Source organism: Azonexus sp. (assembly GCF_030824335.1).
Taxonomy (GTDB): Bacteria; Pseudomonadota; Gammaproteobacteria; order Burkholderiales; family Rhodocyclaceae; genus Azonexus.
Map to the genome: position 1 here is coordinate 128,924 of NZ_JAVBXX010000010.1, position 22,240 is coordinate 151,163.

Sequence of the window (22,240 nt, forward strand, 5' to 3'; positions counted from 1 at the left end):
GGAAACAGCATGCCGAACGTAAATTTCAGCTTACATCGCGACAACTACGGTCGACTGGTCTTTCTGGCCGAAAATGGCGAGCGCCACGAAGGCGTCACGCCGGTCCGCGCCTTTCCCATCGCCGCGCCGGACGAAGGCATTGCGCTGATCAACTACGAAGGCCATGAAATCGCCTGGACCGACCGCCTTGCCGACCTGCCGGACGCCACTCGCCAGTTGATCGAAGAAGAACTGGCCAGCCGCGAATTCGTCCCGGAAATCGAACAACTGCTCGAGGTCTCCAGTTTCGCCTGCCCCAGTACCTGGCAAGTCCGCACCAACCGCGGCAGCGCTGCACTGCTGCTCAAGGGCGAGGAAGACATCCGGCGCCTGTCGCGTACCCGACTGCTGATCGCCGATGCGCACGGCATCCAGTACCTGGTGCGCGACCTGACGCAGCTCGACCGGCACAGCCGCAAGCTGCTCGACCGTTTCCTTTGAGCCGGACCAATGTGACGGCCTGTACCGGAAGGTAATACTTTTTGCCGCCGGTCAGCCGCTGGCGGGAAAAAACGTTAATAATCCGCAGACCTCAGAACAACAACTCACAACAATTCATCACCGCTGCCAACGGACACAAGGCCAAAGAGCATGAAGAAACAAGACATCATCTTCCGTACCCAGACCGCCCTGCGCGGGCCCAGCATCTGGACCTACCCGCCCAGCTTCGAAACCTGGATCGACATCGGGGAACTCGAAGACCTCCCCTCCAACAAGATTCCCGGCCTTTACGAACGTCTTTGCACCTGGCTGCCCTCGCTGGTCGAACACCGTTGCAATTACGACGAACGCGGCGGTTTCCTGCGCCGTCTGCAGGAAGGCACCTGGGCCGGCCACATTCTCGAGCACGTGACCCTTGAACTGATGAGCCTGGCCGGCCTGCCCGATGGTTTCGGTCGCACCCGCGAGACCACCGAACGCGGCGTCTACAAGCTGATCGTCAGCAATTTCCATGAAGAATGCACCCGCCTGGCGCTCGATCTCGCCCGCGACTTGTTGCTGGCTGCCATCAACGATGAGGCTTTCGATGTCGAAGCCACGGTAAAAACCTTGCGCCGCAAGGTCGACCGCAAATATCTCGGCCCGTCGACCGCCGCCATCGTCAATGCTGCCGAAGCCCGCAAGATTCCGCATATCCGTCTGCTCGACGACGGCAATCTCGTCCAACTCGGCTACGGTGCCGCGATGCGCCGGATCTGGACAGCCGAAACCGACCGGACCAGCGCGATTGCCGAGACCATTTCGCGCGACAAGGATTTGACCAAGGAACTGATTTCGTCGGTCGGCGTCCCGGTGCCGGAAGGCCGCGAAGTAGACAGCGCCGATGATGCGGTCGAAGCGGCCGAAGACATCGGTTACCCGGTGGTCGTCAAGCCAACCGACGGCAATCACGGCCGTGGCGTATTCATCGACCTGATGAACGCCGACGACGTGAAGAAAGCCTGGGCCATCGCCACCGAGGAAGGCTCGGGCGTACTGGTCGAGCGCTCGATCCAGGGCATCGAACACCGTCTGCTGGTCGTTGGCGGAAAACTGGTTGCCGCCAACCGCAGCGACCTGATCACCATCAACGGCGACGGCAAGTCTACCGTCCAGCAACTGATCGACACCCAGATCAACACCGACCCACGGCGCGGCGAAACGGAACTGCATCCGCTGTCCATCATCCGCATCGACACCGCGGCAAAGATGGAACTCGAACGCCAGGGCCTGAACGGTGACAGCGTGCCAGCCAACGGCCGCGAAGTGCTGATCCAGCGCAACGCCAACCACGCCTTCGACTGTACCGACGAAGTCCATCCGGATACCGCCGAGGTGGCCGCACTGGCTGCCCGCGTCGTCGGGCTGGACATTGCCGGTATCGACCTGGTTTGTTCCGATATTTCACAGCCGCTCGCCGAACAGGGCGGGGCCATCGTCGAAGTCAATGCCGGCCCCAGCCTGCTGATGCACATCAAGCCGGGCATCGGCAAACCGCGCCCGGTCGGCCAGGCGATTGTCGATAATCTTTTCGCCCCGCACGAAAGCGGCCGTGTTCCGGTCGTCGGCGTCTCGGGTTCGCGCGGCAAGACGCCGGTTGCCCGCATCGTCGCCCACCTGCTGCACCTGTCCGGCAAGCATGTCGGGCTGGCCTGCAGCGATGGCGTCTTCCTCGGTCGGCGGCAGGTCCAGAAAACGGATGCTGCCAACTGGGCCGGCGGCCATCGCCTGTTGATGACGCGCGCCGTCGAGGCAGCGGTCATCGAGAATGGCGGCAAGGTCATTCTCGGCGAAGGTCTGTCTTACGACCGTTGCCAGATTGGCATCGTCACCAACGTCCTGCCAGCAGCCGAAGACCTGTCGCGCTGGGACATCCAGCCAACGGGTGGCGAGTACTACACCACCTGGCGCTCGACTTACCGCACCCAGGTCGACGTCGTGCTCAAGTCGGGCTGTGCCGTACTCAATGCCTGCGATCCGCAGGTTGCCGACTTTGCCGAACTGTGCGACGGGGAAGTCATCCTGTTCGCCACCGACCCGGATTGCCCGGTGCTCGACGAACATCTGGCCGCCGGAAAACGTGCGGTCTACGTCAGTGAAAGCCGTATTTACCTCGGCACCGGCCAGGACGAAGTTCGCCTTTGCCGCCTCGGTGACGTACCTTTCATCGGCAAGGCCAAGAAACCGGAAACCATTGCCAATGTGCTGGCAGCGGTCGCTGCCGGCTGGGCACTCGGCCTGTCGCAGGATGTCATCGTCACCGGCATCAAGACCTACGGCCTCGAACTGGCCGATCCCTTTGCCCTGCTCCCCCGACGTACCCGCAAGTCGGCCCGCGTCGCCAGCCGCATCTAATAACACGCATCTAAAAAACATTTAGGAAGCACGTTCATGGACGTTTCCCGCATCCGCGCCTTGCGTGGCCCCAATTTGTGGAGCCGCCACACCGCCATCCAGGCCATTGTCACTTGCTCCGGCAACGAATCGGCCATTGCCGACCTGCCCGGCTTCGAAGCCCGCCTGCGCGCGCGCTTTCCCGAACTGGGCGACCTGATTCCAGCCGATCACCTAGATACCGTCTCGATGGCGCATGCCCTCGAGTTTGCCGCACTCGGTCTGCAAGCCCAGGCGGGCTGCCCGGTGACCTTCAGCCGGACGACGCAGACCGTCGATACCGGCGTTTATCAGGTGGTGGTTGAATACACCGAAGAAGATGTCGGCCGCCTGGCTTTCGAACGTGCCGAGCAGTTGTGCAATGCGGCCCTGGCCGACACGCCTTTCGACCTCGACGGCACGTTGAAGGAATTGCGCGATCTGGACGAAGACATTCGCCTCGGACCATCGACCGGCGCCATTGTCACCGCAGCACTGGCCCGCGGCATTCCCTATCGCCGGCTGACCCAGGGCAGCCTGGTGCAGTTCGGCTGGGGCAGCAAGCAGAAACGCATCCAGGCCGCAGAAACCAGCCTGACCAGCGCCATCGGTGAAGCCATCGCCCAGGACAAGGAACTGACCAAGAACCTGCTGCACGCCGCTGGCGTTGCCGTGCCGACCGGCCGCCCGGTCGAAGATGAAGACGATGCCTGGCGCGCCGCCCTTGAAGTTGGTTTGCCGGTGGTGGTCAAGCCGCAGGACGGCAATCAGGGCAAGGGTATTTCGGTCAACCTGACCAGCGAAGAACAAGTCCGCCACGCCTATCAGGTTGCGGTCAGCTTCTTCGATGACATCATGGTCGAGAAATACCTGCCCGGCCACGACTGGCGCCTGCTGGTCATCGGCGACAAGCTGATCGCTGCCGCCCGGCGTGACCCACCGCTGGTCGTCGGCGATGGCACGCACACCGTGCGCGAACTGGTCGACATCGTGAATAGCGACCCACGCCGTTCGGATGGTCACGCCACCTCGCTGACCAAGATCCGTTTCGACGAAATCGCCATCGCCCGCCTGGCCGAACAAGGCTACACCGCCGATTCGATTCCCGAGCGTGGCGTGCGCGTCGTACTGCGCAACAATGCCAATCTGTCGACCGGTGGCACGGCGACCGACGTGACCGACGATGTGCATCCTGAACTAGCCGCTGCGGCGGTTGCTGCGGCACAGACGGTCGGCCTCGACATTGCCGGCATCGACGTGGTGTGCGACACCATCCTGAAGCCACTCGAAGAACAGGGTGGTGGCATTGTCGAAGTCAATGCCGCACCGGGCCTGCGCATGCACCTCGCCCCCTCTTTCGGCAAAGGCCGTCCGGTGGGCGAGGCCATCGTCGGCATGATGTTCCCGGATGGGGACAACGCCCGTATCCCCGTGGTTGCCGTCACCGGCACCAATGGCAAGACGACGACCAGCCGGTTGATCGGCCGCATTTTCGAGGCCAACAATCTGCGCGTCGGCATGACCAGCACCGATGGCATCTATGTTCAGAACAAGCGCATCGAAACCGGCGACTGTTCCGGCCCGCGCAGTGCACGTAACGTGCTGGGCCACCCGGATGTCGACGCGGCGGTTCTGGAAACCGCCCGCGGCGGCCTGTTGCGCGAAGGCCTGGGCTTCGACGTGTGCGATGTCGCCGTCGTCACCAACATCGGCCTCGGCGATCACCTCGGCCTGAACTACATCACGACCGTACAGGAGCTCGCCGTCATCAAGCGGGTTATTGTCGAAAACGTCGCGCCGACCGGCACCGCGGTGCTCAATGCAGCCGACCCGGTGGTCGCCTCGATGGCCCAATACTGCGCTGGCAACGTCACCTTCTTCGCCCTTGATCCAACGCACCCGGTACTGGCCACACATCGCGCCTTGGGCAAACGCGTGCTTTACGTTGATCAGGGCGATATCGTTTGCGGCGAAGGCCGGCGCAAACACCGCATCTCGATGGCCGGCATTCCGCTGACTCGCAATGGCAGCATCGGCTTCCAGATCGAAAACGCCATGGCTGCTATCGCCACCGCCTGGGCACTCGGCTACGATTGGTCGATGATCGAAGCGGCGCTGGCCGGCTTCGTCAGCGACACGGCAACAGCCCCTGGTCGCTTCAACGTCTTCGACTACAAGGAAGCCACGCTGATCGCCGATTACGGTCATAACCCGGACGCCATGCTGGCGCTGGTCAAGGCAGTCGAAAACCTGCCGGCAAAAACCCGCTCGGTCGTCATCAGCGGCGCTGGCGACCGACGCGACGAAGACATCACGCAACAAACCGAGATTCTCGGCGAGGCCTTCGACGAAGTCGTTCTTTATCAAGATGCCTGCCAGCGCGGCCGGGCCGATGGCGAAGTCATCTCGCTGCTGCGCGCCGGTCTGAGCAAATCAAAGCGGGTGCGCCACATCGAAGCCATCGATGGCGAGTTTGCGGCAATTGACGTTGCCCTGGCTCGCCTGCAACCCGGCGACCTCTGCCTGATCCTGATCGATCAAGTGGAAGATGCACTGGCGCATATCGACCAACGCATTACGGAAGCCCAAGCTTCATGACCGCATTCCGGACTGAGCAATGAAATCCTTGCCTATCCTGTTACTGGGCCTGCTGGCCGGTTCGGCGCATGCCTACACCGGCCAGGAATTGCTGGAAGATTGCCGGGCAGCAGAAGCACTGTATGCCGAGGTTAAAAACAGCGACCCACATCACGCGATACGCAGTAGCCGTTGCATCTCCTACATTGCCGGATTCGCCGATGGCTACGCAATCAGCGACTATCTTGCCGAAAAGATAGGCGTTCAACTCAATGCTTTTTGCCTGCCAAACGATCCTGATCTTTCGCAACGTCTGGTTCGAGCAGTGGTCATCCACGTAGAGCGCACACCGCCGCAAAATACTGCCAGCACGGCTACACTGGTTGCCGGAGCACTGGCAAAAAGTTTTCCCTGTGCAGATTTACTTGAACGAAAGCCGTGATTCATGGATAATCCGGCCTCCACAAGCCCCGGTGGCGGAATCGGTAGACGCAGCGGATTCAAAATCCGCCGCCGAAAGGTGTGCCAGTTCGAGTCTGGCCCGGGGCACCAGTATTAGAATCAAGCAGTTAGGCCAATTCTTCGGAGTTGGCCTTTTTGCTTTCTGGCTTCGGCAAATTCCATTGCTCCCCTATTGCTCCCTTGGCGAAAAATGCAGCGCGGTGTGTCAAGGATGCGCCTTGGCGCGGATAGTTGAGCTGTCGCACATCACCACACTGTGAGGGGGGTGTTTATTTGGCACAGTCCTGTGGGGCTGAAAATTTTGGCCTGGCAATTGGGAAAGGCCGGGATGGTGCGGGTTTCGGCGGGATGGGTGGAAAAATTTTGCGCGCTGGTTGTTTGGCGCGGAATGCTGGAATTCAGACAATTTCCGCTCAGATTTGCGCGATTAATGGCACAGTTCCAGAGCCAAATAAACAGAACTGCTCGCAGAGCCGACGGGATGTCGTTGGCAGCGGTGGCCGGGGCGTTATTGAAGGTGCCGGCCTGGGCATAGACGCCACTTAGTAACGGGCGCGGGGCGCCTTGGTCGTTATCAACCTGCTGCCGCCAGGCGGCTACCAGCCCAAGCATCCATAGATATTGTTCCGGCCCCCTTTCCATGGGGGCGCAGCATGCCACGGCCCGGCGCAGCGGCCAATCAGACGAAAGTCATATCGATATCAGGCGGCGCCTTCGAGGTTGCCTTTGCCTTCGCCGTCTTCGGTGATGAGCCCCTGATCAAAACAATACAGGTAGAAGGCAACGGCCTTGCGGGCTGTCTGGGCAAGGGTTTCGCCCTTGGGAGCGGTCTGCAGCGTGACGGCGTAGGCGTGCGCCAGGGCGTCGACGTTGATGCGCTGCGGCTCGGGCTTGGGTGCTGCTGCCGGGGCTGGCGCGGCCAGATCGGCGAGCAGCATCGGGCCTTCACCGGTCAGCAGCCAGTTGGCGTTGATGCCGGCACGGACAAAGGCGGTTATTGACCCAGCCCCCGGCGATTTCAGGTCGCGCTCATAGTCTTGGTACGTTCGTGAAGGCACCCCAAAGTGTGCCGCCGCATCCTTTTGAGACAGCCCGCTCTGCTCTCGCCACACCCGTAAGGCGGATCCAATACTGTGCACAGTTAGCACCCCCTCGAACTGTGCACGCGTCCTGTGCACAGAACTGCGTGCACACTTGGCGCAACCAGTTGATTAACAAGAGAAAAACAAACTGCTTTCATTTTTGTGCCAAAAATCGAAGTGTGCACGTCAATGGTGTTGACATGCGCACTCTTTAGGGTGTCTAATGCCATTCAACAACCACCCACCACGGAAGTTAAGAAATGTCAAAGAACACCGCTAAAAAAGCCAGTCAAGAGGACTGGCACCCGGCCGATATTCTGGCTGCTCTGCACAAGCGCGGCATCACGTTATTGGAGGTGGCAAGACGGCACAATATTCGCGGCTCGTCGACGCTCTCCAAGGCGATGAATCAGACCGCGTACCCGATCAACGAGAAGCGGCTGGCTGATGTGCTGGGCTTGCACCCGATGGACATTTGGCCGACCCGTTACAACGCTGACGGTACGCGCAAATCTTTCGGCTTGCGTGCCTTGAAGTCTACCCAATCTGACTGCCAACACAATGGCAATAATCGGATGGCGGCGTAGACATCATGAAAACCCGTCACGACTCGCTGACGCTGGACTTGTTCGAAGTGCCCGTAGCGCGTTCGCCGCTGCCTGGTGCCCTGGCCATCGGCCCCGCGTTGCGCCACTTGCTGGCCGACCTGCTTAAGGCTTCGCCGCGCCAGCGTTTCGAGATTGCCGCGCATATGACCGAACTGGTCGGGCATGAAATCACCAAGAACCAACTGGATAGCTGGACTGCGGACAGCCGCGAGGGCTGGCGCTTTCCGCTGGAGTATCTGCCGGCCTTTGAGGTGGCTTGCGAAACGCATGCGCTGACGGCTTGGCTGGCAGATTTGCGCGGCTGCAAGGTGCTGGTCGGCAAAGAAGCGCTGGATGCCGAGATTGGCAAGCTGGAGCGTCTGAAGGAAGACGCGGCCAAGAAGATCAAACAACTGAAACATGCGATGGGAGAAATGGAGTGAGTCATTCAATCCCTGCGGATGGCGGAGCCGAGGAGTGGATTCCCCGCAACCGGATCACGGGTGGGGGCGGATACACGGCTTATGTCAGGCATTCCCGGTTGGATCAGGGATTTCCCCCTTCATCCGCTTTGCCCAAGAAGTCTGACGCGCCTCAAACGATGCCTCTTCAACAGCCCGATACATCTGAATAAGCAGAAGGGTTACCTGTTCATGTGTCTCGCTACTGCCATCGTCTCGAAAGTTTCTGCGATGCCGAAGGTCGCCATTGGCGATAAAGGCGGCAGCCAGCGTCGTGGCGTGTTCCATCATTTTCTCATGTTCCATGAGGGGTCTCCTGTGAAGTTAGTTGGAATGCAGATTGGATGCCTGCTTGCTCATTCTAATGGAATGGCGAGACCCCTCACCTTTACGCAGGTGATGGCATGAATGCCCCGTTACCGACTGCCGTGCCGCGTTATTCGCTGGCTGATATTGCCGAGGCGCTTGGCGCTCACCGCACCAGCGTGCTGCGGCGAGCCAACAAGGAAGCGTGGCCGGCTGAGAAGGCTGGGCGAGGCCTTGCTTACCCCGCTTCCTCACTCCCGAAAGCCATTCGCGAAACCGTCCAGGACTGGGCGACGCGCAAGCTGTTCAAGGGTCTGCCCGAGGTGGCGTCGGCCCCTGTTTCGGCGATGGTTGTTACCAAGCCGCTGGCGATCCGTGCGCCGATCAGCGCCGAGCAGGCGGATGCCGAGCAGTTGATTTGCCAACAGGCGCGGCTGTGCATTCTGGCTTCGCTGCGCAAGGCGGTGGCGAGCGGGCAAGCAAAGAGCGAATCGGCGGCGATTGATGCCTGGCTGACGATCCTGGTCAATGGCGAAGCCACCCCGCAGCAGGTGTTTTGGAGTGCGCTGGCAAATGACAAGAACGGTTTTCGGTATGAAGTGAGCTACGCGACCGGCACGCCGGTGGCGATTGCCCTGGAAGGTCAGGAGATTGAGACGTTTGCGGCCAAGCTGACCAAGCGCAGCCTGCAGCGCTGGCTGGCCCAGTGGAAGGAGGACGGCGACAACGCCTTGATTCCGGGAAAACGCACGCCGGACATGACCTTTCCGGGCTGGGCGCCGTATTTCCTCGCTTACATGCAGCGACCGCAGAAGCCAACAATGAAATCGGCCTATGAGGCGATGGAAAAGCAACTGAAGGCCGACGGCTGGAAGCCGCACAGCGGTGCCGGCACGGTGAAAGCGAAGGAATACCCGGACTACTCGACGGTGACCAAGTGGTACAACGCGAAATATTCCAAGCTGGACGCCAAGAAGGGCCGGAATACGGGCAGCGCGCTGAACCCGTTCAAGTTCCACCATGTGCGTTCGGCCGAGGGCATGGTGCCCTTGCAGGAAGTGCATTCGGACGGCTGGAGCACGAAGTTTTACGCGCCGCACCCGGTGTCCGGCAAGTGGGTGACGGGCGAAGTCTGGCACAGCCACGACGTGGCGACGCGCAAGGCGTATGTGCATGAGCGGGCCATCGGGCTTTCGGAGTCGACGACCGTGATCATGGGCAGCTTGTACGCCGTGTGCATTGAGGATGGCGAGCCGCTGTTCTGGCAGACGGACAACACCGGCGCCGTGAAGAACGACCGCGTTGAGTTTGACCCGGTGGCGTCGATGGCAGCGCGGCGATCCATCGAGATCGTGCACAACATCCCCGGCAACAGCCAGGCGAACGGGATTGCCGAGTCGTTCAACCGTTACCTGCAGGAACGCGCCAAAGAACTGGCGACGTACAAGGGCGACGGGCAGGACAGCAAGACGCAGATTCGCATTCACAAGATCACCAACAAGCTGACGAAAGCCGCCAGTGCCGCCGATGCGGCCGAGTTTGACCGCCTGCGGGCCGAGGCCCAGAAGGTTGGATGTGGCGTGGTGTTCTCTTGCTGGGCAGACGCAGTGGCCTGGGTGAAACAGGTGGTTGCCGAGTTCAACGACATGCCGCACCGCAGCTTGCCGAAGATCGTTTGCCCGACGACGGGAAAACGTCGGCACCAGACACCCAATGAGCGGCTGGCTGATTTTGTGGCCGATGGATGGGAGCGCAAGCCGCTCTCCGGTGAGGAGTTGATCGACGCCTTCCGCGTGCATGAAGTGAAGCGGGTCACGCGGGGCTGTGTGCAGATCATGGGCCAGCGTTATCACCATGCCGACCTGGACCACCACAACGGCGAAGACGTGCTGGTGGCTTACGACATTGAGGATGGCAGCCAGGTCTATATCAAGAACCTGGCCGGGGTGCCCATGTACACCGCCAGCTTCTACGAAAGTCCTGGCTACCGGGCGATGAGCTTTGTCGAGATTGCCATGAACAAGCGGGTCGATAAGCAGCTTGAGCGCCTGGATACGAAGAAGCAGGCGATTGAGGCGCAGCGCCCTGGCGTGGTGCTGGAGCAGCCCGATTTTCGGCAATTCATGGCCCAAGGCCACGTGGTCGAGTCGACCGCAGTACGGGTGGCGCTTGAAGCCGAACCAGAAGCCCAGCCGGCCAAGCCAAGCGCCGAGGTGCTACCCAGCCCGGTCGATGCCGAGATCGTGCGCAATCGGCGCATCAACCAGATGGAAGACCCGGCCCTGGTTCGGCATCTGCACGCCAACCCGGCCGACATCAACCCGGCGCGGGCCGGCTACCTACTGGAACAGGCCGAGAAGATCGCGCCGCTGTACCGCTTGATTGACGAACTGGGGATGTGGGGCGCGCTGGAAGGCGCCAAGGCGAGAAATTTTGAAGGGCGGGTGGCTGTCAGCGCCAACTGAAAGCCACCCATTTACAGCAACGACGTAGCAACCAAACCACCATCGCAATTTGGGAGTGTATTACATGAAAGACCTGTTCGTAAAAACCAGCAATTACGTGGCCTTCGAGGCCGGCATCAACAAGGCGCTGTCACGCGGCGCCATGGAAGCCACCAACGTGCTGGTGTATGGCCCGCCGGGCACCGGCAAGACCGAGAACATCGACTACTGGGCCGTACAGAACGACGCCATTCACTTGCGCGCCAACGAAGGCTGGACGCCGCGCCAGTTCATGAAGGAGCTGGCGACAAAGGCCGGCATTGATAGCTCCGGCAGCGCCCAAGCCCTGTTTGAGCGGCTGCTGTCGTTCATGGTCGGCACCGGCACGCCGCTGGTGGTTGATGAGGTGAATTTCTGCCTGGCAGAGAACGCTGCCGTGATGGAGAAGATTCGCGACTTTTCCGACCGCACCGAGACGCTGGTGATCTATGCCGGCGATGAACGGGTTATTCCCAAGATTGGCCGGCATGCGCAGATCGCCAGCCGCTTTGCGGCGGTGGTCGAGTTCAAGATGGCCAGCCTGGCGGACGTGCGTCTGCTCTGTGACGAACTGGCCGAGGTGCAGATTGCCGACGACCTGGCGAGCTACCTGCACCAGCAGAGCGGTGGCCGGGTGCGCAACATCATCGACGGCATTGCCGTGGCCGAGCGCATCGGCAAGAAGACCAGCGGCCGGGTTGGCCTGGCGGACTGCGAGGGCATGGAGATGATGTTCGACTGGCAGACGCGCCGCAGCGCGGTGGTCAAGGCTGTGCGGAAGGCTGGGCAATGAGTGCTTTGCCTAACAAGTCCGGCCCCAAAGGACCGCACGGCAAGCCGCGCCTGGTGCAAGGTACGCTGCGCCAGAAGGCGTGGCGGGCGATGCAGATCAAGGGGAAGTTCACGCTTTCTGACCTGGTGCGCAATGCCCTGGCTGACGACGCCGAGGCGAAAGACCCGCGCAACAACATCGGGCGCTATGTGAAGGCGTTGTGCACGGTGGGCATTTTGGTTGAGATGAAGCGACGCATGGCGCCCACAGTTTTTGGTAGCAACGGCGAAAAGCGCTGGATGTTGGTGCGTGACCTGGGGCGGCTGGCGCCGACGGTGCGAAGCCTGACCGAGGTTTATGACCCAAACAGCAAGATGGTGATTGCTGCCGTGATTGAGACGGAGGCCGGCGATGCCCAGTAGCACAGAAACAACGGCTGTCACCAGTAACGCCCGCGCTATCGCACTTGCCTTGATCGAAGGCGGCATGACCAAGGCGCAGCTCGGCCGAGAAATTGGCTATGAACGGGCGACGGTCAGCCGCTGGATCAATGAGCCGGACTACAACGGCACCCATATCGAAGCAGCTGTACTGGAACGGTTCAGCCGCTTTGCCTGCCCGCACCTGAAGGCCGATATCACGCCGGCGCAGTGCGCTTCGTATGCGCTGCGCCCTTGCCCGACCTGCAATGCCCGCGAAGTCCGGCACTGGAAAAGCTGCCAGACCTGCCCCCACAAACCCACCAAGGAAGGAAGTGCGAAATGAGTGCCCAGATTCACGCCCTGTTTCATCCCGGCTATGCGCCGGAACATCTTTCACCCTCTTTGGCTCAACCTGTTGGCGGGCCGATCAATGGCCAGCGCGAGAAAGATCATCGCTGCGACTTCGAGCGCCTGCAGAAAGACCAGCGCACCGCCTGGGCTTTTGCGCAGCGGCATCACCTCGCGGTGCTGACGGTTGCCGCCGACCGCAATGGGGCTTACCTGGTCGTGGCGCCGGCGCAGCGCCTGCTCAGCATTTTTGATGATGAGTGCGCATGCTGGCGCAGCGAGCCATCAAACAACGGCATGAAGATCGAGCACTGGGTAGGACTGGCAAACGGAAACATCCGGGTTTTCTGGAGGGATGTGAAATGCGCGCATTGACCTTCCCCCTGCGCGCCGTCGCCCGCCTTGGGCTGGCCGTGAAGTTCTACGGTCGACTCGGCTACTCCTGGCATTTGGCCTGGGTGAAGGCGGCGCGATGAGCGGCTATATCTCGATCAAAGTTGCCCCGGAGCGCCGGCTCGGCATTGTGGTCGGCAGCCTTGGCCACCGGATTCTGCTGGCCTTGCGTGCCCCAGGCGGCATGACCTACAGCCAACTCAAAGCGCGGTTCGGTGCGCATGTGTCCACGGCGATGAGCCAGATCCGCAAGGAAGGCCTGATTTTCGAACAGGAAGGCGCAACCAGCGCACCGGTCCTGTTAAGCGAAAAAGGCCGAGAAGTCGTCTCGCCGGATGGCCCGCTGGCCCGTCGCAAAACCCTGAACACCTACTGCCAACTTTAAGGAGACACCATGGCAACCAAAAAAACCCGCATCAAGTCGGCCGCAGCTGCGGTCGACGTGCCGCAAAACCGCGAAATGGCTGCGTCGGCCATCGCTGAAATCGGCCGTCACAGCCGCGAATTGGCGCGCATTCAGGCCGACATGAACGACAGCATGTCGCTCTTGAAGGAATCCTTTGAAAAGGAGGCCGAACCGTTCCGCCTCAAGATCGAAGGCCTCACCAACGGCCTGCAGATGTACGCCGAAGCCAACCGCGCCGCGCTGACCAACAACTACAAGGTCAAGACCGTGGGCATGACCACCGGCGAACTGCTCTGGCGCACCACGCCGCCCAGCGTGCGCCTGACCGATACCGAAGAAAACGTCATTGCCGCCTGCGAAGCCGCCGGCCTCGAAGAGTTCATCCGCCGCACACCCAGCCTCAACCGCGACGCCATCAAGGCCAACCCGGAAGAAGCCAAGCATATCCAGGGCATCAAGATCGGCCAGGGCGAACAGTTCGTGGTGGTGCCGTTTGAGGCGGAATTGGCGGAGGTGGCGTGATGCGCGACAACCTACGCCAAAAAATCAAGGACAAGCTCGAATCCGAGGGATTTAGCGGGCTTTATGTATCCGGTGAATGCGCGTGTTGCACTGATGATCTTGCTGCATGCGGTGAGTGTAGCCAGGACGACGGTGACGAGTATTTGAACGGATGTGAACCGGGTTACAAACATGTCGATCCTGAGCGCCCTGGGTTTTGGGTGATCAGCATGCATAAAGAATCGCCGACGCAGGAACGCTTCGACACTCTTTTCGAGCAGGTGGGATGATGTGGTTCAAATCCCTCCAACTCTACCGCCTGCCATCACCCTGGGCGCTTTCCCTAACAGGTACGCGCCAGGATGGGTTGGAAGTCGCCGAAGGAGCGTAAGGACGACGGCAAGCCGCACATTGCCTGTCGCACTTGCCGGCTTTTCTATCTGAAGGAGCTGCCGAGTCGGGATGGCGGCTGTGGCAATAACTCGCCCTACTGTGGCCATCCGCATGCAGCTGGTTCGGCCGGACATGCCACCCGCGAAAGCGCGGTCTGTGATTGCTGGGAGCTGAAGCCATAACCCACATCCCCGCGCCGTGAAGCGCATCCCCATTACCTTTTTTCCAACCCTCCCCATTGAAAGGGAAAACACCATGAACCGAATGCAAATGATCAACACGCTCGCAGCCACCGGCGACGTTACAAAGAAGGTGGCGGAGCAGCAACTGACCGCGCTGCTTGGCGCCATCAAGGATTCGCTGTCTGCCGGCGAAGAGGTGGTGGTTACCGACAACTTCAAGCTGTCGGTTGACACCCGAGCCGCCCGTGCGGGCCGCAACCCAAAGACCGGCGAAGCGCTAGCGATACCGGCCAAGCGCGTCATCAAGTTCACCGCCTTCAAGCATTTCCGCGACGCGGTTGGCGGTGCGTAATGGATCAGTTTGAACTGGGCGTACTGGCCGATTTCCTGGGCGAGAACTGGCTGGCATTCGTTGCGTTTGCGGAAGAGCGAGATCTCGACGAGACGCAGTGTGAAGAGTTGAGCAACAAGCTGGACCGAGAGGCCGGCCGAACCTAAACCCCCACTTCAAGCCCGCTGGTCGTTACTGGCGGGCTTCTGGAGATGGTTTTTAACGGGGACTGACATGAAATTGACCAAGGAACAGAAAGACAAGTTGGCCGACGAACTGAATATGCCGTGGGCCGGTGTTCATCTGCTTTGCGACGGCTATCGCGTATCGCTGCAGGTGCAACGTTCGAAGGGGAGCATGGTGTATCGCGTGATGACCTTCGTGAACGGCGTGTTCCGTGGTGAATGGGTTAGCGGCACCGAAACGCACCCCGAGCAAAAACTCCTGCGCAAGTCAGTCCGTCCGCTGTGCTCTCCTGCACAAAAAGCGAAAGCAGAAAAAGCCTTGGGCAAACGGTGGGTGGCGAAAGACCCGTACTACACCGCCAAATTGACTCTTTTTATGCCGGACTGGGCCAGCGGAAAGGCTGCCATTTCTCATTTGTGCAAGGTCTGCGACTCCGTTGAGATCATCACGGACGGGGCCGCTACGCTATGACCGCCACCGAAAACCTCGCCCTCTTTGTCCATGCGACCACGTTGGCATGGTGGCCTGTCACCGTATTGAGTGCTGCGGTCGACGGCTATCACAAGGCGTTTTTTGCTGTACTGGATGGTCGGCCGCTATGAGCATGATTGGCGTCAAGAAAGCAGCCCGCATCCGGGCGATTCACGCGGCCTGCCGGGCGAACGGGATTGATGCCGATGCCCGTCACGATCTGCAGTTGGCGCTGACCGGCAAGGCCAGTTTGTCCGAGATGGATTTCAGCGAGGTCACACGCGTACTCGACCATCTGAACCGGCGTAGCAATGCGGGTGCGGAGTGGAAGTTCGTCTTTCGCTTGACCTCTGATCGCCAAGTCTATGGCCGGAAAATCTACCGCCTGGCTGAGCGCATTGGCGCGTTGCAAACCCCGCCAGTGGCGATTATCTCGAAGGCCTACATCGAGGGCATCACCAAGCAGATGCGCGGCACTGAGCAGCCGCTGGAATTCTGCGACTGCGAGCAACTGCGCAAAGTTGTGCAGGCGCTTGAGGTCTATGTGAAACGGCACGGGGTCTGACATGGCACTACCGCCTACCATTCAAACCATCGTCGGCATTATCGGACACGGCCCGACCATGTGCTTGGTGCGCGAGATGGGCGGGCAAGATTTCCGCTTTCCAACGGGTAAGCGCGGTGCGAACTGGGAAGCCCTGGTTGAGATTGTTGGTGCAAGAGAGGCAGGCAAACTACTCGCCAGCTTCGGCGGCGATGAGGTCTACATTGCGCTGTGTGACCAGGCACTGCGCGCCGACCGAAATCGCCGGATGATCGCTCGTTACGATGCCTTGTTGGGTGAAGGGCGTAGCGGCCGGGGTGCTGTGTCCATCCTAGTGCAGGAATTCCGACCGATCAGCAATCGCTCAGTGGAGAAGATCGTCAATGGCCCGGTGCCGTCGACTCAGCCAGAGATGCTTACCCAGGGATCATTGTTTTAATAACTTTGTCATTGCTGGGCAGATGAAAGCGCTGTTTTTCAGGGCTTTTGTCACAATGCTTTTGTTTACCATACCCAACTTTGGCGTTACCATTCGCACATTGAATAACGCCAGCCAACCGTAGCTGGCTTTTTTGCACTCGCAATGAGGACGAAAGTGGAAAAAAAAGCCCTGTTTGAGGCCAAGGAAAAAAGTACGCCGCACCTTGGCGTGTTGCCGACTAATGAACTTCGCGAAGATGCAGTTGCTGTTTTCATTAACGGAGATGCCAGCGCTCAGACAAAGTCACTGTCAAATCGTGATGTCGCAAGTAGTGCGTTTCGTTCAGTTTTTTCCGATGTATTTTCCGGGGAAACCAACGCATCCCGTTTGTTCTGACGGGGCGAGGCATGAACAAAAGAACGGCGCCAGTCGCCGAAGATGTTATTGGTGACCGGTCGACGCCTCAGCAGCGTGAGCAACGTCTGGTGGATATCACTAATTGGTTGCAGTATTTCCAGGAAGACTGTCAGCGAGAGTTCGGCGGCACGGTTGTTTATGCCGAAAATGCCGCTCGTGACATAAATCATGTTTATTGGGAAACGCTTGAAGAGTGTGTTCGGCCGCGCATTACTTCGCAAAGCGGCAAAGAGGTTACGGTAGATCGTCACAAGATTTGCTCGCTAACCGAACTGATAATCGCCCACCAATCGCCGGTAGAGCATGACGATGCGGCAAAGAAGATCGATTTATCTGCCCGCTTGGCATATTACTGTGCGCTGAATATTCTTGGGTGCTGGGATTCTAGGATTGCGACCGAGCTTCATGTCAGTGACTCTTTCGAGCGCGAGCACTTAACCTGGCTACGAAACCTGCAGCGTTGCAGCGAAAATTTTCCAATCTTCTCCAATGCCGCAACTTGGTATCTTGTTGAACGGCTGTTCATTGAACGCTCAGAGCGTTCCGTTGCTTAAAACGACCCGCTTCGGCGGGTTTTTTTTGGATGTTGGCGCTTAGTCACATGGATACTTTACTTTGCCCCAGCGGGCGCTCGGCGCGACAATTGCGCCAATCACTTGGCCTGAATCAACAAGCCTTCTGGAACAAAATCGGCATCACCCAATCCGGGGGAAGCCGCTACGAATCGGGGCGAGATATGCCGATTCAGGTTGTCTGGCTTCTGGATATCGCTTACGGCACAGAGGACCAAGCTCAAGCCAGAGTGGCCGCGCTGCGGGAAATAGTAAAAGAATAACAGGGGGCTGTGTCTGTGCTGGTGCAGGAATTTCGGCCAATCGCTAATCGGAAGGTGGAAAATATCGTCAATGGCCCATCGCCGTAGAAGCTGCCAGAGATGGTGATGCAATGCTCACTGTTTTAATAGATTTACACACTGCCAGCAGCTCGACCAGCCAGCATTCCATCCAATCGGGCTTGTTTTTTTACATAGCTTCTCTCTGCTTTTTCTAATCTCATTTTTCGCCTCCTATCGATGTATCCCCATGCTTAGCCAGTAGTGCTTTCATCTGCTCAACATACCGCTCACGCTCGTTATGAGCCTTTTTGTTCTGTTCGGACAATTTCGCCAGCGTGACCTTGTGGCTTTCGTCATACTCCCTTTGGCTGGCAGGATCACTTTCATGTGGGAAGTTTCTCTCGATGACGTCCATAATGTTGCGTATACGGGAAATTTCTGAGTAGGCAGCCGTGGCAAGTCCGGACAGAGCAGCCAGTTTCACCAGCTCCGTTTGGGCCTCAGTTGTCTTTTTTAATTCCTCGCGCGTCTCCGACAGTTCGCGCCTCTGAAGCTTCACCGACTGGGTCAGCCAGTAGAAGGCAGCGAAGGCCACGATGGGATTGAGCAGCCCGCCCACAAAATCCCCAAAGGCGCCCCATTCGCCTGCATCTGTCGCAGCAGGCAGGTTTTGATAAAGTGCGAAGTACAGGAAATAGGCGAAGACCAGCGCGGCCCCGATTGCAGTGAGACCTTTCTTCCAAGCGTTGATACGCCCATCGAGATCCTCGTCATCAGATGTCCCTGCCTCATTTTCTCTCATGATTACCCCTCCGAAATTGACTATTTGACCATCGCGGCACCCCAAGGGGAGCGGCTTCCCCCTGCCTGCGAAGGCGCCATTCCATCACTATTCGCTGGAAGACGGTGCGACCACCGCAGTGCTGGAACACTGACGGTAGCCACCTCCGGCAGATTTAACCTGCGTTCGGCCAAGGCACCGTGCTGTGCACACAGCACGTCGAGGCTATCACGCTGGAATAGTTCGTGGAAACGATACGCTGCACCGAATGTAATAAAAAACTCGCAGAGGCCGAGTATTTAAGCCTCTCTATCAAGTGCCCGCGCTGCGGACACCTCAACAATTTGAAGGCCGGCGAGCCTCGACATTTGGAGGATCGCCATGTCAAAGCCCAGCCCAATCGTCCCGTGGATCGGCGGCAAGCGCCGCCTGGCTAAACACCTGTTGCCGCTGTTTCCGGCGCATCGCTGTTACGTCGAACCTTTTGCCGGTGGTGCCGCGCTGTTCTTCCTGAAGGTGCCATCCGATGTTGAGGTCTTGAATGACATCAACGGCGAGCTGGTCAATCTGTACCGGGTGGTCAAGCACCACCTGGGAGAGCTGGCGCAGCAGTTTCGGTGGGCGCTGATCAGCCGGCAAATGTACGGCTGGCTGCAAGCGCAACCGGAAGAAACGCTGACGGACATCCAGCGCGCAGCGCGTTTTCTCTATCTCCAGAAGATGGCCTTTGGCGGCAAGGTGGCCAATCAGACATTCGGCATTGCGCCAAGCGCGCCGCCCAGGATGAACTTGACGCGGCTGGAGGAGGACTTATCTGCCGCACACCTTCGACTGGCCAGGACGTACATCGAGCACATGCCCTGGGCTGATGTGATCAAGCGCTACGACCGGCCGGAGACATTGTTTTACCTTGATCCGCCGTACTGGGGAACCGAGGGGTACGGGGTGGATTTTGGTCTGGACGAATATTCCAAGATGGCGGCGCTGGCCCGTTCGATCAAAGGAAAGATGATCATTTCGGTGAATGACATCCCCGAGATGCGCGAGGCGTTTGCTGGGCTGGCCATGCGGCAGGTTGGCGTGACTTACACGGTGGGTGGTGCCGGAAAGTCAAAAGGGCCAGCCGGGGAACTGATCATTACCAGCTGGTAGCGCCGAAGCCCGTCCCCCTGCCGGCAGTTCATGCCCACACGTAACCTGTGGGCATGAACTGTCGAACCTGCCAACACTACTTGCCTTCAAAAGACGCCGGTCAACGGGCGTACATGGACGGCTACGGCTACTGCAAAGCCGGGCATACCCGCGAGCAGCGGTGTATGTTTTTTCAATGCGATCAGCCTTGCTGGATTGCGCCGGTCAAGTACCAGGAGCGCCGGCCATGAAGGAACGCATCGTCGTTACCATGCTGGCACTCACTGCTGCCGGCTTTTCCTATACGGCGCTTCAGGAAGGTTACTCCAGTGCGCCGATCACGCCGGTGCCCGGCGACAAACTGACCATCGGCCTCGGCAGCACGACCCGCGATGATGGAACGTCGGTGCAGGCTGGCGACCGCATCACGCCACCGCAGGCTATCCGCAGGGCGGTGCGTGACCTGGCGGTTAAGGAAGACAGCCTGCGCCGTTGTTTTGGCGAACAAGCCCGACTCTACCCGCACGAATGGGATGCCTACGTTGACCTCAGTTACAACGTTGGGGCACCAGCGGTTTGCCGCTCATCCATCGTGCGCAAGGTGCAGGCCGGCCAGTACGAGGCTGCCTGCCGGACCATTCTGGACTTCAAGAAGGTGCAAGGGCGCGATTGCTTCGCACCGGAAAACGCCAAGTTCTGCGGCGGCATCCCTATCCGGCGTCGGGAAATGGCGCATCAATGTCTTACCGGAGAGCGCCCATGAAACTGGATTTCAATCTGATCCCGGACTGGGCTTATGCGTTACTCGCTGTGCTGCTGATAACGCTGGCCTTCGGGGCTGGCTGGACGGCGAATGGCTGGCGCAAGGATGCCCAGATCGCCGAAATCAACCATGGGCATGCCAAAGCCAAAGCACGGGCGGCAGAGGAAAACGCCGCATCGCTCGCAGCAGCCAACCTTCGCGGCGACAACATCGCGCTCCAGCTCGCTGGCTGGGAAAACACATTGACCGTATTTGCCCAGGAGAAGACCCATGAAATCGAACGCCTTACTGTTGGCCGGCGCTGCCTTGACAGCGCTGCTGTCCGCGTGCTCAACCAGTCCGTCAGCCACCAGCCGGCACGGCCTATACCCGAAGCCACCAGCGAGCCTGTACGCACCGATGCCGCCTTTGCCACCGATACCGATGTCGGGTCGTGGATCGCAAACGCCCAGCGCAGCTACGACACCTGCCGGGGGCGCATCGACGCCATAGCAAGGTTTTACTCAGGGGGCACCAGTGCAAGTGAATAAGGACAAAGGCCGGGACTGCCCGGCCGAACGAGCACCCTCCATGCAGCCGGCCAAGGCAGGTGATAGCGCCTTCCGCTGCATGGATTGTGGTGCAGCAATCCCGACCGCCCAGCTGATGGACGTGCCGGCCATAAATCGCTGCATTGCGTGCCAGCGCGATATCAAAAACATGGGCAAGTGGGACTGGGGGATGGCGGAATAATGGAAATACGTGACTGGCTTTTGACGATCTCAATGATTCTGCACTTCGCGAGAACCATCTGGGACTACGTCGACAAACGCAATGACAAGACCAACGAGCGCATTGAAGAGCTGGCCTTGAAGTTTGATCGACTCGACAAGGATGTTTCGGCGCTGGAAACCGCTGCTGGCGCGGCGCCCAATCATGCGGACCTCGGCAAGGTCTATGAATCCATCAACATCCTGGCCGGCACGGTCAATCAGCTGGTTGGCGAGAACCGGGGCCAAAGCGACACGCTGCGCCTGATCCTCAACCAGGTCATGCAGAAAGGGCTGAAATGAACGATCAAGACAGGAAGCGTCGCAACTCGTTGCTGTGCACCTTGACCTTCGCCGGCGGCAACAGCGTTGCGCGTGAGCTGCGCAACGAGCTGGAGAGCGTGCACGGTGTGGCAGTAACGCTCGACAAGGTGCGCGCCGATCTGCGTGTGCTGGCTGACGTCGGTGCCGTGCGCCTGAATGACGACCTGGTGCAGATCACGGCCGAGGGCCGCGAACATGCACAACTGCTGCGGGAATTGTTCTGATGGCCCACCCGCCAGAAAAACGCATGGAGTTACGCTCCGCCTACATCGGCGGTTTGCCGCTGGAAGCAGCTGCTGACAAGACCGGCGTGCCTTACGCCACGGCCCGTAACTGGTTTCGTGCTGCCCGGGAAGAAGGCGACGACTGGGACAAGTTCCGTGCGGCCTCGTTGATCGTTGCCGGTGGCGGCATCGAACAGGCCATGGGGCGGATCATCGCCGCTGGTCTGATGCGCTGTGAGGCGCTGCTGGAACGGGTGGCACTGCTCGAAGACCCGAATGAAGCGGTCAAGGCGATGGCCATCCTGGGCGACACGGTTTCAAAGCTCCGGGCAGCAGGCAAATCGATGATGCCCGAGGCGGACAAGCTGGGTGTGGCGATGGACGTGATCAAGCGCCTTATCGCCTACCTCCGGGAAAACCACCCGCAGCAGGCCGATGCCTTTGCTGAGCTGCTGCCGGTGTTTGGTGATGAATTGGCGAGGGCGTATGGCTAGGCTAGAAAGGCTCTACTTCGGGATAGAACATCGGGTTACCCGAAGATTTCAGCGCTTGGCTCTTCAAGCGCTGAAGGGCGTCAAGCGCGACACGATAGTGTCCAATTGCAGTGAGAAGTTTGTCGATATTGATTTCCCGCAGGTTGTCGACCATCTCCCTCTTGGGAACGTAATACGCACCATCCTTCTCCTCAATCGTCGATCCTGCAAGAACCTGTTTGAGCACGTTGTAGTGCTCATCAAGTTCGCTGATTTTCTGGTCAATCAAGTGTTTCGAAATAACTGCCATAGCGCCTCCTGTG

The 22,240-nt window shown here is 59.5% G+C and carries 36 protein-coding genes and 1 tRNA gene; 32 read left to right on the forward strand and 5 right to left on the reverse strand.

Features of this window, described 5'->3' with window-relative positions; translation table 11 throughout:
• Positions 1 to 9 precede the first annotated feature (9 nt).
• The 5 genes from RCI20_RS07070 to RCI20_RS07090 all read left to right on the forward strand — a co-directional run bounded on the left by RCI20_RS07070 (position 10) and on the right by RCI20_RS07090 (position 6,021).
• Positions 10 to 480, forward strand: coding sequence for a DUF1854 domain-containing protein (locus RCI20_RS07070; RefSeq protein ID WP_306603869.1), 471 nt, complete (start codon positions 10 to 12; stop codon positions 478 to 480).
• Between the two features lie 150 nt (positions 481 to 630).
• Entirely contained in the window at positions 631 to 2,874 is a 2,244-nt protein-coding gene (gene cphA / locus RCI20_RS07075; RefSeq protein WP_306603870.1) for a cyanophycin synthetase, read from the forward strand.
• 36 nt (positions 2,875 to 2,910) lie between these two features.
• Positions 2,911 to 5,490 carry a cyanophycin synthetase gene (gene cphA / locus RCI20_RS07080; RefSeq protein ID WP_306603871.1) on the forward strand — a complete coding sequence of 860 codons (2,580 nt, stop codon included), beginning with the start codon at positions 2,911 to 2,913 and terminating at the stop codon, positions 5,488 to 5,490.
• Positions 5,491 to 5,509: 19 nt separating this feature from the next.
• Positions 5,510 to 5,911, forward strand: a complete 402-nt coding sequence (locus RCI20_RS07085; protein ID WP_306603872.1) for a Rap1a/Tai family immunity protein — start codon at positions 5,510 to 5,512, stop codon at positions 5,909 to 5,911.
• Positions 5,912 to 5,936: 25 nt separating this feature from the next.
• Positions 5,937 to 6,021 (forward strand) — tRNA-Leu (locus tag RCI20_RS07090).
• Positions 6,022 to 6,177: 156 nt separating this feature from the next.
• Here RCI20_RS07090 and RCI20_RS07095 read toward each other — a convergent pair.
• Positions 6,178 to 6,543 (reverse strand): hypothetical protein, encoded by a 366-nt coding sequence (locus RCI20_RS07095; protein WP_306603873.1) that lies wholly within the window; start codon positions 6,541 to 6,543, stop codon positions 6,178 to 6,180.
• Between the two features lie 89 nt (positions 6,544 to 6,632).
• Positions 6,633 to 7,109, reverse strand: coding sequence for a helix-turn-helix domain-containing protein (locus RCI20_RS07100; RefSeq protein WP_306603874.1), 477 nt, complete (start codon positions 7,107 to 7,109; stop codon positions 6,633 to 6,635).
• Positions 7,110 to 7,273: 164 nt separating this feature from the next.
• Between RCI20_RS07100 and RCI20_RS07105 the strand changes: the two genes are divergently transcribed.
• On the forward strand, positions 7,274 to 7,600 hold the full coding sequence (locus RCI20_RS07105; RefSeq protein WP_306603875.1) for a helix-turn-helix domain-containing protein: 327 nt from the start codon (positions 7,274 to 7,276) through the stop codon (positions 7,598 to 7,600).
• A gap of 5 nt (positions 7,601 to 7,605) precedes the next feature.
• Complete coding sequence (locus RCI20_RS07110) at positions 7,606 to 8,043, forward strand: hypothetical protein (protein ID WP_306603876.1); 438 nt, start codon at positions 7,606 to 7,608, stop codon at positions 8,041 to 8,043.
• A gap of 84 nt (positions 8,044 to 8,127) precedes the next feature.
• Here RCI20_RS07110 and RCI20_RS07115 read toward each other — a convergent pair whose 3' ends face one another.
• Positions 8,128 to 8,367 (reverse strand): hypothetical protein, encoded by a 240-nt coding sequence (locus tag RCI20_RS07115; RefSeq protein ID WP_306603877.1) that lies wholly within the window; start codon positions 8,365 to 8,367, stop codon positions 8,128 to 8,130.
• Between the two features lie 98 nt (positions 8,368 to 8,465).
• Between RCI20_RS07115 and RCI20_RS07120 the strand changes: the two genes are divergently transcribed.
• The 17 genes from RCI20_RS07120 (at position 8,466) to RCI20_RS07200 (ending at position 17,472) form a co-directional block, all read left to right on the forward strand.
• The gene (locus RCI20_RS07120; protein WP_306603878.1) at positions 8,466 to 10,832 is read left to right on the forward strand and encodes a Mu transposase C-terminal domain-containing protein; all 2,367 of its coding nucleotides are present in this window, start codon (positions 8,466 to 8,468) and stop codon (positions 10,830 to 10,832) included.
• A 64-nt stretch (positions 10,833 to 10,896) separates the two neighbouring features.
• A complete protein-coding gene (locus RCI20_RS07125; protein WP_306603879.1) occupies positions 10,897 to 11,643 on the forward strand; it encodes an AAA family ATPase in 747 nt (248 codons plus the stop codon).
• Positions 11,640 to 12,044, forward strand: coding sequence for a hypothetical protein (locus RCI20_RS07130; protein ID WP_306603880.1), 405 nt, complete (start codon positions 11,640 to 11,642; stop codon positions 12,042 to 12,044). Before RCI20_RS07125 ends, RCI20_RS07130 begins: the two co-directional genes overlap by 4 nt.
• Complete coding sequence (locus RCI20_RS07135; protein WP_306603881.1) at positions 12,034 to 12,387, forward strand: helix-turn-helix transcriptional regulator; 354 nt, start codon at positions 12,034 to 12,036, stop codon at positions 12,385 to 12,387. The genes RCI20_RS07130 and RCI20_RS07135 overlap by 11 nt, the downstream gene beginning before the upstream one ends.
• Positions 12,384 to 12,767, forward strand: a complete 384-nt coding sequence (locus RCI20_RS07140) for a hypothetical protein (protein WP_306603882.1) — start codon at positions 12,384 to 12,386, stop codon at positions 12,765 to 12,767. Before RCI20_RS07135 ends, RCI20_RS07140 begins: the two co-directional genes overlap by 4 nt.
• A gap of 97 nt (positions 12,768 to 12,864) precedes the next feature.
• A complete protein-coding gene (locus RCI20_RS07145) occupies positions 12,865 to 13,170 on the forward strand; it encodes a hypothetical protein (protein WP_306603883.1) in 306 nt (101 codons plus the stop codon).
• 9 nt (positions 13,171 to 13,179) lie between these two features.
• Positions 13,180 to 13,713, forward strand: coding sequence for a host-nuclease inhibitor Gam family protein (locus RCI20_RS07150; RefSeq protein ID WP_306603884.1), 534 nt, complete (start codon positions 13,180 to 13,182; stop codon positions 13,711 to 13,713).
• Complete coding sequence (locus RCI20_RS07155; RefSeq protein ID WP_306603885.1) at positions 13,713 to 13,982, forward strand: hypothetical protein; 270 nt, start codon at positions 13,713 to 13,715, stop codon at positions 13,980 to 13,982. The genes RCI20_RS07150 and RCI20_RS07155 overlap by 1 nt, the downstream gene beginning before the upstream one ends.
• Before the next feature lie 358 nt (positions 13,983 to 14,340).
• Positions 14,341 to 14,619 (forward strand): HU family DNA-binding protein, encoded by a 279-nt coding sequence (locus RCI20_RS07160; RefSeq protein ID WP_306603886.1) that lies wholly within the window; start codon positions 14,341 to 14,343, stop codon positions 14,617 to 14,619.
• Positions 14,619 to 14,765, forward strand: coding sequence for a hypothetical protein (locus RCI20_RS07165; protein WP_306603887.1), 147 nt, complete (start codon positions 14,619 to 14,621; stop codon positions 14,763 to 14,765). Before RCI20_RS07160 ends, RCI20_RS07165 begins: the two co-directional genes overlap by 1 nt.
• A gap of 67 nt (positions 14,766 to 14,832) precedes the next feature.
• Entirely contained in the window at positions 14,833 to 15,255 is a 423-nt protein-coding gene (locus RCI20_RS07170) for a hypothetical protein (RefSeq protein ID WP_306603888.1), read from the forward strand.
• Positions 15,252 to 15,386 (forward strand): hypothetical protein, encoded by a 135-nt coding sequence (locus RCI20_RS07175; protein WP_306603889.1) that lies wholly within the window; start codon positions 15,252 to 15,254, stop codon positions 15,384 to 15,386. The genes RCI20_RS07170 and RCI20_RS07175 overlap by 4 nt, the downstream gene beginning before the upstream one ends.
• On the forward strand, positions 15,383 to 15,820 hold the full coding sequence (locus RCI20_RS07180; protein WP_306603890.1) for a phage protein GemA/Gp16 family protein: 438 nt from the start codon (positions 15,383 to 15,385) through the stop codon (positions 15,818 to 15,820). The genes RCI20_RS07175 and RCI20_RS07180 overlap by 4 nt, the downstream gene beginning before the upstream one ends.
• A gap of 1 nt (position 15,821) precedes the next feature.
• Positions 15,822 to 16,238, forward strand: coding sequence for a hypothetical protein (locus RCI20_RS07185; protein ID WP_306603891.1), 417 nt, complete (start codon positions 15,822 to 15,824; stop codon positions 16,236 to 16,238).
• Positions 16,239 to 16,394: 156 nt separating this feature from the next.
• The gene (locus RCI20_RS07190) at positions 16,395 to 16,616 is read left to right on the forward strand and encodes a hypothetical protein (protein WP_306603892.1); all 222 of its coding nucleotides are present in this window, start codon (positions 16,395 to 16,397) and stop codon (positions 16,614 to 16,616) included.
• Between the two features lie 11 nt (positions 16,617 to 16,627).
• Positions 16,628 to 17,191, forward strand: a complete 564-nt coding sequence (locus RCI20_RS07195) for a hypothetical protein (protein ID WP_306603893.1) — start codon at positions 16,628 to 16,630, stop codon at positions 17,189 to 17,191.
• A 47-nt stretch (positions 17,192 to 17,238) separates the two neighbouring features.
• Entirely contained in the window at positions 17,239 to 17,472 is a 234-nt protein-coding gene (locus tag RCI20_RS07200) for a DNA-binding transcriptional regulator (protein ID WP_306603894.1), read from the forward strand.
• Positions 17,473 to 17,689: 217 nt separating this feature from the next.
• On the opposite strand, the gene RCI20_RS07205 is transcribed toward RCI20_RS07200, so the two are convergent.
• Positions 17,690 to 18,274, reverse strand: a complete 585-nt coding sequence (locus tag RCI20_RS07205; RefSeq protein ID WP_306603895.1) for a hypothetical protein — start codon at positions 18,272 to 18,274, stop codon at positions 17,690 to 17,692.
• Between the two features lie 224 nt (positions 18,275 to 18,498).
• Here RCI20_RS07205 and RCI20_RS17735 point away from each other — a divergent pair, with 224 nt between their 5' ends.
• From RCI20_RS17735 to RCI20_RS07240, 8 genes are all read left to right on the forward strand, one after another.
• The gene (locus RCI20_RS17735) at positions 18,499 to 18,690 is read left to right on the forward strand and encodes a Com family DNA-binding transcriptional regulator (protein WP_373691490.1); all 192 of its coding nucleotides are present in this window, start codon (positions 18,499 to 18,501) and stop codon (positions 18,688 to 18,690) included.
• Positions 18,635 to 19,405, forward strand: a complete 771-nt coding sequence (locus RCI20_RS07210; RefSeq protein WP_306603896.1) for a DNA adenine methylase — start codon at positions 18,635 to 18,637, stop codon at positions 19,403 to 19,405. Before RCI20_RS17735 ends, RCI20_RS07210 begins: the two co-directional genes overlap by 56 nt.
• 226 nt (positions 19,406 to 19,631) lie before the next feature.
• Positions 19,632 to 20,147, forward strand: a complete 516-nt coding sequence (locus RCI20_RS07215; RefSeq protein WP_306603897.1) for a glycoside hydrolase family protein — start codon at positions 19,632 to 19,634, stop codon at positions 20,145 to 20,147.
• A complete protein-coding gene (locus RCI20_RS07220) occupies positions 20,144 to 20,677 on the forward strand; it encodes a hypothetical protein (RefSeq protein ID WP_306603899.1) in 534 nt (177 codons plus the stop codon). Before RCI20_RS07215 ends, RCI20_RS07220 begins: the two co-directional genes overlap by 4 nt.
• Entirely contained in the window at positions 20,670 to 20,879 is a 210-nt protein-coding gene (locus RCI20_RS07225; RefSeq protein ID WP_306603901.1) for a hypothetical protein, read from the forward strand. The genes RCI20_RS07220 and RCI20_RS07225 overlap by 8 nt, the downstream gene beginning before the upstream one ends.
• 32 nt (positions 20,880 to 20,911) lie before the next feature.
• Complete coding sequence (locus RCI20_RS07230; RefSeq protein WP_306603903.1) at positions 20,912 to 21,199, forward strand: hypothetical protein; 288 nt, start codon at positions 20,912 to 20,914, stop codon at positions 21,197 to 21,199.
• Entirely contained in the window at positions 21,196 to 21,444 is a 249-nt protein-coding gene (locus RCI20_RS07235; protein ID WP_306603905.1) for a hypothetical protein, read from the forward strand. Before RCI20_RS07230 ends, RCI20_RS07235 begins: the two co-directional genes overlap by 4 nt.
• On the forward strand, positions 21,444 to 21,938 hold the full coding sequence (locus RCI20_RS07240) for a DUF1804 family protein (RefSeq protein WP_306603907.1): 495 nt from the start codon (positions 21,444 to 21,446) through the stop codon (positions 21,936 to 21,938). The genes RCI20_RS07235 and RCI20_RS07240 overlap by 1 nt, the downstream gene beginning before the upstream one ends.
• 1 nt (position 21,939) lies before the next feature.
• Here RCI20_RS07240 and RCI20_RS07245 read toward each other — a convergent pair whose 3' ends face one another.
• Positions 21,940 to 22,227 (reverse strand): hypothetical protein, encoded by a 288-nt coding sequence (locus RCI20_RS07245; RefSeq protein WP_306603908.1) that lies wholly within the window; start codon positions 22,225 to 22,227, stop codon positions 21,940 to 21,942.
• Positions 22,228 to 22,240: the final 13 nt, after the last annotated feature.